A 13,594-nucleotide genomic window follows, 5' to 3' on the forward strand; every position below is an offset into this window, starting at 1 on the left:
GCTTGCGGAGGGCGCGTCACAGAGGGTCTTGGCAACCGAGTCAGCGAACCCGGATACCCGTCCCCGCCACCGTCTCGCCGATCACCGGGTAGCCCGGGACCTCGCCGACCACGAGCAGCCCGCCCGAGGTCTGTGCGTCCGCGAGGAACAGCAGGTCGTCGTCGGAGACACCGGAATCGACCGTGAGGTGCGGCCGCACCCAGTCGAGGTTGCGGCGGGTACCCCCCGACACGAACCCGTCGCGCAGGGCTTCGACCGCGCCGCTCACGGCCGGCACCGAAGCGCAGTCGACTACCGCGCCGACGCCCGACGCGCGGCACAGTTTGTGCAGATGCCCGAGTAGACCGAAGCCGGTCACGTCGGTCGCCGCACGGACGCCGGCCGCGACCGCAGCGATCGACGCATCGCGATTGAGCGTCGTCATCAGGGCGATCGCCTCCTCGAACACCTCGCCCGTCTGCTTGTGCCGGTTGTTCAACAGTCCGACGCCGATCGGCTTGGTCAGGGTGATGGGCAACCCCGGCTCGGCCGCGTCGTTGCGCAACAGCAGGCCGGGTTCGGCCACTCCGGTCACCGCCATGCCGTACTTGGGTTCCGGATCGTCGATGGTGTGCCCGCCGATCACCGGACAGGCGGCCTGCGCCCCGACGTCGAGACCGCCGCGCAGCACCTCGGTCATCAGCTCCATCGGCAGCACCTCCCGCGGCCAGCCGACCAGGTTGATGGCGACGACGGGGGTGCCGCCCATGGCATAGATGTCCGACAGCGCGTTGGCCGCGGCGATGCGGCCCCAGTCGTACGGATCGTCGACGACCGGGGTGAAGAAGTCGGCGGTGGAGAGCACCGCGACGTCGTCGCGGATACGCACTGCCGCGGCGTCGTCGCCGTCGTCGAGTCCGACGATGATGTCGTCGCCGACCTGGCCGGTGAGTCCCGCGACCGCCTGCTCGAGCTCGCCCGGCGGGATCTTGCACGCGCATCCACCACCGTGGGCGTAGCCGGTCAGTCGGATGGGTGTCTCGCTTCGCACGGTCACCGTGTCGAGGGTAGCCCTCCGGTAATCTCCGATGCTGTCCTCCGGCGATCGCTACCATCGGGCTCATGAGGCAAGCAGACGGCGAGTACTACGTCACGGCCGGCGAGCTGCAGGCGTTCTGGGAATCCGGTCACCACTACTGGTACATGCGGGAGGACGGGTCGACCGACCTGTACGCCGACGAACTCGATATCACCCACGGCTGGCCCATCTTCCTGATGAAGCGCGACGAGGAGTGGTTTGCGAAGTGGGGCGGCGACTTTGAGCGTGCCGTCGATGACGATCTCAACCCGAAGTTGATCCGCCACTTCGAGGAACTCATCACCGAGGGCAACTGGCCGCACCGGCAGGACTGACCCGGCCGCACGTCGGATAGGTTGGGACCGCGTGGAGGCGTATGGGTCCTGGTGGGCTCCCCGGTCTTCAAAACCGAGGAGGTCGAGTATCTCGGCCTGGCGGGTTCGATTCCCGTCCGCCTCCGCCAGGGGGGTCGACCGTGACCCCCGCCGGCTGAGCCGGTGACGAGCGAAGCGAGAGCCACCCCCGCCGGCTGAGCCGGTGACGAGCGAAGCGAGAGCCACCCCCGCCGGCTGAGCCGGAGACGAGCGAAGCGAGGAGCCGTGTCGAAGCCCCCCGTCACCGATCCGCGCCGCCGGATTCCGCGGACCGACGCACTATTGGCCCTGCCCGCGGTGTCCGCGGCGCGAGCACGTTTGGGCGACACCGCGATTCGCGACATCATTCGCCAGGCCCAGGACGCGGCCCGCCGCGGCGAGACGCCGCCGGATGACGTCGAGCGGATCATCGTCGAGTCGGTGAGTGGGTCGTATGCATCGTCGTCCCGCGCGGTGCTCAACGCGACCGGCGTCGTCGTGCACACGAACCTCGGGCGGGCACCGCTGTCACCCGCGGCGCTCGACGCCGTCGTCGCGGCGTCGGGTTACGTCGACGTGGAACTCGATCTCGAGTCCGGCACCCGGTCGAAGCGCGGGGCGGCCACCCGCGCCGCTCTCCTACGAGCCTGTCCCGCAGCGGAAGACGCGCTGATGGTCAACAACGGTGCGGCCGCACTGGTACTGGCGACGACCGCCCTGGCGGCCGGGCGTGCAGTCGTCATCAGTCGTGGCGAGATGATCGAGATCGGCGCAGGCTTCCGGCTCACCGAGCTGATCGCGTCGACAGGCGCCCGGTTACACGAGGTCGGCACCACCAACCGCACCCACGCACGCGACTACGCCGACGCCCTCACCGACGACGACGTCGGAGCGATCCTCAAGGTGCATCCGAGCAACTTCCGGGTCGAGGGTTTCACCAGCGAGACCTCGCTCTCCGAGCTACGCGGCCTCGGCCGGGCGCACGATGTGCCCGTCGTCGCCGACATCGGCAGCGGACTCCTGCAGCCAGACCCGCTGCTGCCCGACGAACCCGACGCCACCACGACACTCGATTCCGGCGCCGACCTCGTCATCGCCAGCGGCGACAAACTCCTGGGCGGACCGCAGGCCGGACTCCTGCTCGGCGATGCGGCGCTCGTTCAGCGTCTCGCGAAACACCCTCTCGCACGGGCGGTTCGCGCGGACAAGCTGGCACTGGCTGCGATGGAGGCAACCGTCGGCGGGCCACGACCCCCCGTCTGGGAGTACCTCCACGCCGATCCCGACAGACTTCGCGTGCGCACCGAGCGCCTGGGCACGGCAGTCGGATTCCCGATCGTCGCCCATGACGGACGGGTGGGTGGCGGTGGCGCACCCGGCGTGCCGCTGCCGGGGTGGGCGGTGCGGCTTCCGGTCGCAACGGCCGCCCGCCTACGCGTCGGCGATCCGGCCGTCCTACCCCGCGTTCACGACGACGCGTGTCTGGTGGACCTGCGCTGCGTTCCCGAAGCCGACGACGTGCGGGTACTCGCCGCGATCCGACAGGCTCTGGGCGCGTCGTGAAGTCGCGCTCGTGAAGTACGTGGTGGCCACCGCCGGACACGTGGACCACGGGAAGTCCACACTGGTGCGTGCTCTGACCGGGATCGAGCCGGACCGATGGGAGGAGGAACGACGCCGCGGGCTGACGATCGACCTCGGTTTCGCCTGGACCACACTGCCTTCCGGTGCCGACGTGGCCTTCGTCGACGTCCCCGGCCACGAGCGGTTCATCCCGAACATGCTGGCCGGCCTGGGCCCGGCGCCCGTCGTCCTGTTCGTCGTCGCCGCGGACGAGGGATGGAGCGCCCAGTCCGACGACCACCGTGATGCCGTCGCCGCCCTCGGCATCGAGTACGGGCTGCTGGTCATCACCCGAGCCGACCGGGCCTCGCCCGACCGCGTTCGTGAAGTGATCGATCTGTCGCGTGATCGCCTCAGCCGCACCGGCCTTTCCGATGCGCCGGCGGTCGTGGTGTCGGCGCCCGATCGCGTCGGAATCGACGAACTGCGCACCCGGCTCGACGCCGTCTTGGCCGGGATGTCATCGCCGTCGACCTCGGGGCGTGTCCGGTTCTGGATCGACCGGGTCTTCACCCGCACCGGCGCCGGCACGGTCGTCACCGGCACCCTGGCCGCCGGGACGATCGCGGTCGGCGACACCCTGGACCTGCTCACGGTTGACGGCCGCCGACGACTCGATGTCCGTGGATTGCAGAGCGAGGGTGCAACTCTCACCACCGCGGCCCCGGTCAGCCGAGTCGCGATCAATCTGCGCGGCGTCGGCGTCGACGACGTCTCGCGTGGCGACGCACTCGTGACGCCCGGAGCCTGGCACACCTCTGCTGTCGCTGATGTCCGGCGCGTGAGCGGAATGTCCTTCGAGGAGGCACCGGAACACCTCGTCGCGCACATCGGCACAGCGGCGCTACCGGTCCGGTTGCGCCCCTTCGACGGCGACCACGCGCGTGTGACCCTCGCGCGCGCCGTGCCGATGTCGCGGGGCGATCGGCTGGTCCTGCGCGATCCCGGCCAACGTATCGTCGGCGGCGGCGTCGTGCTGCACCCCGATCCCCCGGCGCTGACCCGACGGGGCGACGCGACGCGACGCGCGGCCTTGCTGGCGGCCATGTCCGACGACGCCGGGGCCGCCGAAGAAGTGCATCGGCGTGGCGCGATGCGCGTCACCGATCTGACGCGACTCGGCCTGGTCGACGACGCCGAGCCCACACCCCACGGCGTACGAGTGATCGGCGAGTGGTGGGTCGCCGAAACCTCCCTCACCGCCTGGGCCGAGCGACTCCGCGCCGCCGTTGTCGATCTACACGACCGAGATCCGTTGTCGGCGGGGCTGTCCGCGTCCGGCGCACCTGCCCTGCTCGGGCTCCCGGACACGACGCTGCTGGCGACCGTCATCTCGGAAGCCGAGCTGTCGTCGTCCGACGGGCACCTGGCGGTCCCGGGTCACAAGCCCTCCCTGGGTGATGCCGACGACGCGGTCAGCGCACTGGAGCGCCGGCTCGCCGACCACCCGTTCCGTGCACCCGAGGCCGATGACCTCACCGCACTCGGCCTGGGCGCCCGAGAACTCGCCGCCGCCGAGCGCACGGGCCGGATTCTCCGATTGCGCGACGGTGTCGTGTTGTTGCCGACTGCCCCCGCCCTGGCGATGCGCACCCTCGCCTCGCTCGATCAGCCGTTCACCACCAGCACCGCCCGCCAGGCGCTCGGAACCTCTCGGCGCGTGGTCATTCCGCTACTGGAGTACCTCGACGCCCGCGGTTGGACCCGCCGTCTTGACGCCGGGCACCGGGAGGTCGTGCGCTGAGCAACGGGCGGTGGTCCTGTAGGACAGGTCGCCGCGTGCATCGCGGGAAGAGCTTCCGTCCGAGGCCCCTACCACACGACACCGACAAGTCGACATCAACGGATATCGTTGCACAACAGTATTTTTGGACTTGCCGCACGTCTGGATTGGTGTACACTCGAACCTACATTCGCAGCAACGGTTCTCGGGGGAGGTGACCGTCATGTTCGATTCCCAGCAGGTCGGCGACACCGACGCGCCTTCGCCTCGTGTGGTCGAGTTGGTGGCCGATCTGCATCGCACCCTGGACAAGTTGCAGTCGGTGGATCTGTCGCCGTGTACCGACACTGAACTCGCTGAAGTGGCCGAGGAGACCGAACGCGCCATCGCGCGTCTGACCGTCGCCGGTGACCGGCAGATCGATCAGGTCGAGGCCCGCGACCTGCCCCGCAAGGCCGGCTGCCGCACCCTCATGCAGTTCATGACGCACCGGCTACGAGTCTCGAACCCGATGCGCCGCCGTAAGCAGATGGACGCCACCGCCCACCGGACCAGCCTCGGCGGCGAGGTCCTCCCACCCGAATACCCCTACCTCGCCGAAGCTTTCGCACAAGGCGCGGTCGGCACCGCGCACGTGCAGGCCACAGTGGACGTCCTCGACCGCATCCCGGCCGCCGTCGACCACGACATCAAGGTCGCCGCCGAGCGACAGATGGCCGAGATCGCCACCGACCACACCCCCGCCGACATCACCCAGCTCGGTGCCCGCCTGCTCGCCCACCTCGACCCCGACGGCACCCTGACCGACGACACCGACCAGAAACGACGCCGCGGCCTGTGGATCGGCCGACAACGCGCCGACGGCACCGCCAAAATCTCCGGCACCCTGACCCCCGCACTCGCCGCCCGACTCACCATGATGTTCGCCGTGTGGGGCAAACCCGGACTCAACAACCCCGACGACCCCGCCTCACCCCAAGGCCCGGCCGGCACCGCCGACCCCGACGCCCTGACCGCCGCCGCCGACCGCGACGGACGCACTCTCGCCCAAACGAATCACGACGCCCTCGACGCCGCCCTGGCCGCCGGTTTCGCCGACGGCACACTCGGCACCTCGCACCGCGGGCTACCCGTGCAACTGATCATCAAGGCCGACCTCTCCGACCTCATCCGCGAAGCCGGACTCGCGACCACCGCCACCGGCACCCTGCTGCCCATCCGGGACCTGATCGCGATGGCCGGTGACGTCCAGCCGTGGTTGGCGATCTTCAAAGACGCCACCACCGTCCCGCTGCACTTCGGGCGCGGCAGACGTCTGGCCACCCCCGAACAGCGCCTCGTCTCCTTCGCCCGCCCCGACGGGGAAGTGTGCTCGGCTCCCGGGTGCGATCAGCCCGCCACCCAGGTCGAGCTTCATCACGCCGAACGAGACTGGGCCAAGGGCGGACTCACCGACATCGATGACCTCGCACCGGCCTGTCCCCGCCACAACCGCATGGTCGGCGACCAACCCGGCCAGTACACCACCCGGATCGTCCGGTCCGGGCCAGACGAAGGCCGCTGCGCCTGGCGACTCAACGTCGAACCCGGCGCACCGCCCAACCCCGAATACATCAACCGCCGACCCGACATACCCAAGCGGTTGCAGGCCCACCTGGCACAGGTGCGGCGAGAGATCCACGGACGCACCACGTCCGGCGATGAGCCACGCCCACATGACGCGCGGAGATCGTGGTTGAAAACCAGCCACGTCATCGACTACCGGCCACCACGACCCGGACCACGCACACCACGGCCCTCACTCGTCGAAGCACACCTCATGGAGTTACTCGCCACCCTGTGAGGGAGCTCGTACCCGCGGTCAGCGTGTGAGGACCACCTTGCCGATCGCCCCTCCGGATTCGGAAACCTGGTGCGCTGTACGAAGATTCTCGATTGTGAAACCAGCCAGTTCGCGATTGACAGTGCTGCGAATCTTGCCGGCGTCGACGAGTTCGGCGACCCGACCGAGAATGTGGTGTTGCGAGTCGTCTTCCGGTGCGAACAACGGCTTCGAGAACATCAGCTCCCAGTGCCAACTCTGGCTCTTGTCTTTCAGCGGGAGGGTATCGAGACCTTCTGGCTCATCGATGGCGACGACCTGACCATGCACGCCCATGATCTCGGCGTAGGACTCGACATTCCCGTCTGAGTGGGGCGAGAAGATGTAGTCCACACCGCGCGGAGCGTATGCCCGCACGTCCTCGCGCAGGCGTCTCGGGTCGACGACGTGGTGGGCACCGAGTCCTCGCGTCCATTCCTGCGACTCAGGCCGTGAGGCGGTTGCGATCACGGTGAGATCAGTCAGGGTGCGGGCCAACTGTATGACCATCGAGCCGACGCCTCCTGCACCCGCCACCACGAGGATCGTTCCCGAGTCCGCGGAATTCACCCGCAGCTTCTCGAACAACGACTCCCAGGCAGTGATCGTGGTCAACGGCAGTGCGGCAGCCGCGCCGAAGTCCAGGGACGACGGTTTGCGTCCGACGATCCGCTCATCGACCAAATGGAACTCGGCGTTCGTTCCCGGCCGACCGATCGAACCGGCGTAGTAGACCTCGTCTCCGACCGCAAACCGCGACACCTCGTCGCCGGTCCCGACGACAATTCCCGCCGCGTCGAATCCCAGAACCCGCGGCGGATCGGAGTCACGCAGTCCTGCACGTACTTTGGTGTCCACCGGGTTGACCGAGACCGCGCGGACCTCGACGAGGAGATCGTGCGGACGGGGGGCCGGCACCGGCATTGTCGCCTCGGCGAAGGCGCTCGGGTCCTCGACGCAGTCCGCGGCGACCGCGACCAGGGCTGTCATCTCTCGTGTCATGGCGCTAAGGTATCCCGACGACCCCAGTTACCCGCAAGGGCTCCTAGTATCTAATGGAAAGCATCGAGGCCAACGTCATGTCAGTGCCGTCCCATCGCGGAGACGCTTACTCTGCATCGTGTCCCTGCCGAGGGATGCTCGACCTTCTCGCCGACAAGTGGAGCGCCCTCGTCATCGGCGCCCTCCGCGATCGACCGATGCGGTTCGGAGAGCTCCGCGTGCGGCTGGACGGAATCAGCCCCAAAGTCCTCACGGCGACTCTGCGTCGGCTGGAGACAGCCGGGATACTCACCCGCACCGTCTATCCGGCGGTCCCGCTGCACGTCGAATACGAACTGACGGAACTCGGGGTGGACGCCGCCGGGCCGCTGGACGCATTGCGCCTGTGGGTAGAGGACAACCTCGACCGTTTCCCACATCAATAGCCGACGCAGACAAAGGGACCCATCCCGAAGGATGGGTCCCTCTGTCGTGCAATGAACTCTGTCTGGCGACGAACTCAGCCGAGTACCAACGATTCTCCGTCGGCACTGACGTTGACCGGCACCACGTCACCGTCCCGGATGTCCCCGGCGAGCAGCTGCTTGGCGAGCTGGTCACCGATGGCCTGCTGCACCAGGCGGCGCAGCGGGCGGGCACCGTACAGCGGGTCGAATCCGCGAGCGCCCAGCCATTCCTTGGCCTTGAGCGACACCTCGAGGTCGAGGCGACGCTGCGCGAGACGCTTCTTGAGCTGGCCGAGCTGGATGTCGACGATCGACACCAATTCCTCCGGGCTCAGGGCGTCGAAGATCACCACATCGTCGAGACGGTTGATGAACTCCGGCTTGAACGCCGAGCGCACCGCCATCATGACGTGATTCTTGTCGCCACCCGCGCCGAGGTTCGAGGTGAGGATCAGGATGGTGTTGCGGAAGTCCACCGTCCGGCCCTGACCGTCGGTCAGTCGACCTTCGTCCAGCACCTGCAGCAGCACGTCGAACACGTCCGGGTGAGCCTTCTCGATCTCGTCGAACAGGACCACCGTGTACGGACGACGCCGCACCGCCTCGGTCAGCTGACCGCCGGCCTCGTACCCGACGTAGCCGGGCGGAGCACCGACGAGCCGTGCCACGCTGTGCTTCTCGCCGTATTCGCTCATGTCGATGCGGACCATCGCCCGCTCGTCGTCGAACAGGAACTCGGCGAGCGCCTTGGCGAGCTCGGTCTTGCCGACGCCGGTGGGGCCGAGGAACATGAACGAGCCGAGCGGCCGGTTCGGGTCCGCGACACCGGCGCGGGCACGACGCACCGCGTCGGACACCGCCTGCACCGCATCCTTCTGACCGATGACCCGGTGTCCCAGTTCCTCTTCCATGCGCAGCAGCTTGGCGGTCTCGCCTTCGAGCATGCGTCCCGCCGGGATTCCGGTCCACGCCGACACGACCTGGGCCACGTCGTCGGGTCCGACCTCCTCCTGCAGCATCACGTCCTGCGACGGATCCGTGCCGGTCTTCTCGATCGCGGCCTCGAGTTCCTTCTCCAGTCCGGGGACACGACCGTACCGCAGCTCGGCGGCGCGTCCGAGATCACCGTCGCGCTCCGCGCGATCAGCCTCGCCGCGAAGCCTTTCCAGCTCCTCCTTGAGGTCTCGGACCGCGTCGATCGCGGTCTTCTCCGACTGCCACCGGGCGGAGAGCTCGTTGAGCTTCTCCTTCTGGTCGGCCAGTTCGGCACGCAGCTTCTCGAGCCGCTCCTTCGACGCTGCGTCGGTCTCCTTCTGCAAGGCGACCTCCTCGACTTCGAGACGGCGGACGATCCGCTCGACCTCGTCGATCTCGACGGGGCGCGAGTCGATCTCCATCCGCAACCGCGACGCGGCCTCGTCGACGAGGTCGATGGCCTTGTCGGGCAGGAAGCGCGAGGTGATGTAGCGATCGGAAAGCGTTGCGGCGGCGACCAATGCGGAGTCGGTGATGCGCACGCCGTGGTGCACCTCGTACCGGTCTTTCAGGCCGCGGAGGATGCCGATGGCGTCTTCGACCGACGGCTCGCCAACGTACACCTGCTGGAAGCGACGCTCGAGTGCGGCGTCCTTCTCGATGTACTTGCGATACTCCTCGAGGGTGGTGGCACCGACCAGCCGCAGCTCACCACGGGCGAGCATCGGCTTGATCATGTTGCCGGCGTCCATCGCGGAATCGCCTGTCGCACCGGCTCCGACGATCGTGTGCAGCTCGTCGATGAAGGTGATGACCTGTCCGGCCGACCCCTTGATCTCGTCGAGCACGGCCTTGAGCCGCTCCTCGAACTCGCCGCGGTACTTCGCACCGGCGACCATCGAACCCATGTCGAGGGAGATGACGGTCTTGTTGCGCAACGACTCCGGCACGTCGCCGGCGACGATGCGCTGCGCGAGACCTTCGACGATGGCGGTCTTGCCGACGCCGGGCTCACCGATGAGGACCGGGTTGTTCTTGGTCCGCCGGCTGAGCACCTGCACGACGCGCCGGATCTCGGTGTCGCGGCCGATGACCGGGTCGAGTTTGCCCTCGCGGGCGGCCGCGGTCAGGTCGGTCGAGTACTTCTCGAGAGCCTGGTAGGTCGATTCGGGATCCTCGGAGGTGACCCGTGCGCTGCCGCGCACGGCGACGAACGCCTCGCGCAGAGCCTGCGGAGTCGCACCGAGGTTGTGCAGCAGTTTGGCGATGTCGGAATCACCGGTCGCCAGGCCGACGACGACGTGCTCGGTCGAGACATACTCGTCGTCGAGCTCACCGGCCAGCTGCTGAGCTGCGGTGACGGCCGCGATCGATTCGCGGGATAGTTGAGGCGTCGAGCTGGCGCCGGACACCGTCGGCATGCGATCGACCAGAGCCTGGGCCTGCGCACGAACGCTCGACGGGTCCACGCCCACTGCCTTGAGCAGCGGCGACGCGATGCCGTCGGACTGATCGAGCAGTGCCACGAGGATGTGGGCCGGTCGCACGTCGGGGTTGCCAGCACTGGCCGCCGCCTGCACAGCAGAACTCAATGCTTGCTGCGTCTTGGTGGTGGGGGTGAAGCTGTCCACTCGCGTGCACCTTTCTCTTAAGTCCAACAGGCTCAAGTATGAGCCATACGCGGTCTACAACGCCAACAGAGTTGAGTGCATTCCGCTCAAGCCTGAAGTTTCTGTGACATAGACCACTTGCTCCAGGATGTCGGGGGTTGGCGATCCCCCGCCCTCACAGCCGTCCAGGCTCGGGACCCGACGCCACAGACTCTCCGGAACGCGACAAACCGATCCGCAGTATTGAACGACGCACAAGTCGGGCGCCTATTCTTGAGCCCGATGTCACAGCTTTCACGCGACAAGAAGAAGCGCCGCGCCCAACGTAAGCGCAAACACGACTCCGGCAGTGGCAACCACTCCAACGTGGTACCGCTTTTCGGCACAGCAAGGCGACACGTTGCTCCCGAATCATTCAAGTCGTGGCTCCGCGATGAGGTCTTCCCCGGCGACGAGGAAGCTGTCACCCACATCGGGGCGTACGCGTTCATCGTGCTCGACGCCGTCGGGCAGACGAACCCCGGTTTCGATCCGCTCTCCTGGACTACCGACGACGTCGACACCATGGTGTCGATGCTCAACCACATCGAGTCGAACCAGCAGCAGGACGCCAAACCGCTCGCCATCGCGATCGAGACGCTGCGCCGCTACCTGGTCGAGACCGGCATGTGGCTCAGCACCGAATCCGTATCGGCCTATGCCGCCGAGCAGTTTGCCCTTGCCTCCGGGCTCGAGTTACGGACCACGACAATCGAGGAGGTCGACGAGGCCACCGAACGCGCTGCCCTCCTGGACACACAGCCCGTCCGGCGGGTCACCGAGCTGTTGGACTGGCTGGGTCCGCACCGCCCCACCACGCAGAGTCGGTGGCTCAAACCGGCCGAGGCCCGCGACCTCGCCCGCCGACTCGACATCGACTTCCCCGCTCACGTCAAGAGCATGAGCGACGTCGCGTCGTTACATCACCTGTGGGGCTTTGCCCAGGCCCTCGATATCGTCGAAGCCAACACCTCGAGCGCACGTCCCGGGCGCGCCGCCCATCTGTGGCGGGAGGAGCCCCGGATCGACGTGCTGCGGGTGGGTCTCACCGCATGGGTTCGGTCCGGCTTTCCTCGGGAATACAACCCCGACATCGACTTCTCGTCGTCCTTGATCGGCGTGGTCATTAGCGGACTCGGCGATTCACCGCTGAGTATCGCCGAGATCAACGCCTGGGTCCCCAAACTCGGACTCAGCGAGTTCCTCGTCGAGGCAATCCATCGTCGGCTCGAGTTGTACATCGAAGAAGGCTGGCTGACGCTCGAGGGCGACAGGTACGTCGTTCCCGTCGCGTTACGCCCTGCCGTGGTATCTGCGCTCCCCCTGCCAGGACCTCCGCAGGACTAGATGGGGCCGGCGGTGCAGGGATCCGCTGACATCCACAGTGCGGGATCGGTAACGGAATCCAGCGCACATCCCGCACTCTGCACATCTGTTCGCGCAATATGGATTGAGTGACCACAGACAACTCCACCGGGCCGGTGATCTTCATCCTCTTCGGGTCGACGGGCGACCTCGCCAAGCGGATGGTCCTGCCATCGCTGTACGAACTCCACCGGCGAGACCTACTCCCCGACGGATGGCAGCTGATCGGCAACGGCCGTGGCGACCGGACCGACGACGAGTTCCGGCAGCACGTGAAGGACGCCATCGAGGAGTTCGGTCCGGGCGGGTCGGTGTCATCGGACGAATGGGAAGCGTTCGCCGAGACCATCCGCTTCGCCGGCGGCGGGTTCACCGTCGACGACCCCGGCCGTCTGCCGGAGGTGATCGACGCGGCCCGTGACGCCGTCGGTGACGGTGCTCAACTGGTCCACTATCTGGCCCTCCCACCGACCACGTTCGTCGACTACACGAAAGCCATTGCCGCGCACGATCTTGCGAATGGCTCCCGAGTCGTCTACGAGAAGCCGTTCGGAACGTCCCCCGACGGCTTCCGGACTCTCGACAAGGCAGTCCACGAATCCCTGGACGAGAAGCAGATCTACCGGATCGACCACTTCCTGGGGAAGGAGAGCACCCAGAACCTGCACGTCCTCCGTTTTGCCAACGGGTTGTTCTCGGGGGTGTGGAACCGCGAACACGTGGCAGAAGTCCAGATCGACGTCCCGGAGATTCTCGACATCGCCGACCGCGCCGCCTTCTACGACGCCACCGGCGCATTCCTGGACATGATCGTCACCCACCTGTTCCAGGTGGCGGCCGAAGTCGCGATGGAACCCCCGGTGTCGCTCGGCGCCGACGACCTGCTCGACGCGCGGGAGTCGGTCATCGCGGCGTTCCGGCCGCTGGACCCCACCGAGGTGGTCTTCGGCCAGTACGAGGGGTACCGCGACACCGACGGCATCCCCGCGGACTCCACCACCGAGACGTTCGCGGCAGTCCGCCTGTGGGTCGACACCAACCGCTGGCACGGCGTCCCGTTCCTGCTGCGGACCGGCAAGATGCTCGACCACAGCTCCCAGCGACTCAGCCTCGTGTTCCGCTCCCCCGCCGACGGTCCGCTGACCGATACCCCGAAGGACGGCACCGTGCTGACCGTCGATCTGGCCGGCGATGGTGCCATCGATCTGGCGGTCACCGTCAAGGAACCGGGTTCGGGCACCGACCTCTCCGTCGCCCACATGACCGAACAGCTCGACGAGGTGGCCGACGGCCTGTCGCCCTACGCCCGACTCATCGTCGACGTGCTGCGCGGCGATCGGTCGCTGTTCACCCGACCCGACGGTCTCGCCCACGTGTGGGAGGTGGCCGCACCGGTGCTGGCGAATCCGCCTGCACCGCAACCGTATGCGGCCGGATCGACCGGCCCCGCGGCCGCCGACGACCTGTGCGGCGGGTCCGGCTGGATCTGAACGCGGACATGAGATCCGGTTGTGGTTTGTCCCGGCTTCCGGCACAAACC

The 13,594-nt window shown here is 67.6% G+C and carries 10 protein-coding genes and 1 tRNA gene; 8 read left to right on the forward strand and 3 right to left on the reverse strand.

What is annotated here, in order from left to right; genetic code table 11:
- Positions 1-40: 40 nt before the first annotated feature.
- A complete protein-coding gene (selD, locus tag LEL84_RS10990) occupies positions 41-1,036 on the reverse strand; it encodes a selenide, water dikinase SelD (RefSeq protein ID WP_226514057.1) in 996 nt (331 codons plus the stop codon).
- 65 nt (positions 1,037-1,101) lie between these two features.
- Between selD and LEL84_RS10995 the strand changes: the two genes are divergently transcribed.
- From LEL84_RS10995 to LEL84_RS11015, 5 genes are all read left to right on the forward strand, one after another.
- Positions 1,102-1,392 carry a hypothetical protein gene (locus LEL84_RS10995; protein ID WP_226514058.1) on the forward strand — a complete coding sequence of 97 codons (291 nt, stop codon included), beginning with the start codon at positions 1,102-1,104 and terminating at the stop codon, positions 1,390-1,392.
- A 33-nt stretch (positions 1,393-1,425) separates the two neighbouring features.
- A tRNA-Sec gene (locus LEL84_RS11000) sits at positions 1,426-1,520 on the forward strand.
- A 136-nt stretch (positions 1,521-1,656) separates the two neighbouring features.
- Entirely contained in the window at positions 1,657-2,973 is a 1,317-nt protein-coding gene (gene selA / locus LEL84_RS11005) for an L-seryl-tRNA(Sec) selenium transferase (protein ID WP_226514059.1), read from the forward strand.
- Positions 2,974-2,983: 10 nt separating this feature from the next.
- Positions 2,984-4,777, forward strand: coding sequence for a selenocysteine-specific translation elongation factor (gene selB, locus LEL84_RS11010; protein ID WP_226514060.1), 1,794 nt, complete (start codon positions 2,984-2,986; stop codon positions 4,775-4,777).
- Between the two features lie 202 nt (positions 4,778-4,979).
- Complete coding sequence (locus LEL84_RS11015; RefSeq protein WP_226514061.1) at positions 4,980-6,599, forward strand: HNH endonuclease signature motif containing protein; 1,620 nt, start codon at positions 4,980-4,982, stop codon at positions 6,597-6,599.
- A gap of 18 nt (positions 6,600-6,617) precedes the next feature.
- Here the strand turns inward: LEL84_RS11015 and LEL84_RS11020 are convergent, their stop codons facing one another.
- A complete protein-coding gene (locus LEL84_RS11020) occupies positions 6,618-7,619 on the reverse strand; it encodes a zinc-binding alcohol dehydrogenase family protein (protein ID WP_226514062.1) in 1,002 nt (333 codons plus the stop codon).
- A gap of 134 nt (positions 7,620-7,753) precedes the next feature.
- On the opposite strand from LEL84_RS11020, the gene LEL84_RS11025 reads away from it, so the two are divergent.
- The gene (locus LEL84_RS11025; protein WP_226514063.1) at positions 7,754-8,044 is read left to right on the forward strand and encodes a winged helix-turn-helix transcriptional regulator; all 291 of its coding nucleotides are present in this window, start codon (positions 7,754-7,756) and stop codon (positions 8,042-8,044) included.
- 74 nt (positions 8,045-8,118) lie between these two features.
- Here the strand turns inward: LEL84_RS11025 and clpB are convergent, their stop codons facing one another.
- Positions 8,119-10,671, reverse strand: a complete 2,553-nt coding sequence (gene clpB / locus LEL84_RS11030; protein WP_226514289.1) for an ATP-dependent chaperone ClpB — start codon at positions 10,669-10,671, stop codon at positions 8,119-8,121.
- Between the two features lie 261 nt (positions 10,672-10,932).
- On the opposite strand from clpB, the gene LEL84_RS11035 reads away from it, so the two are divergent.
- A complete protein-coding gene (locus tag LEL84_RS11035; protein ID WP_226514064.1) occupies positions 10,933-12,036 on the forward strand; it encodes a hypothetical protein in 1,104 nt (367 codons plus the stop codon).
- Between the two features lie 107 nt (positions 12,037-12,143).
- Positions 12,144-13,544, forward strand: coding sequence for a glucose-6-phosphate dehydrogenase (locus LEL84_RS11040; RefSeq protein ID WP_264186867.1), 1,401 nt, complete (start codon positions 12,144-12,146; stop codon positions 13,542-13,544).
- Positions 13,545-13,594 lie beyond the last annotated feature (50 nt).

It is taken from the genome of Gordonia sp. WA4-43, from assembly GCF_020520305.1.
GTDB lineage: Bacteria > Actinomycetota > Actinomycetes > Mycobacteriales > Mycobacteriaceae > Gordonia > Gordonia hongkongensis.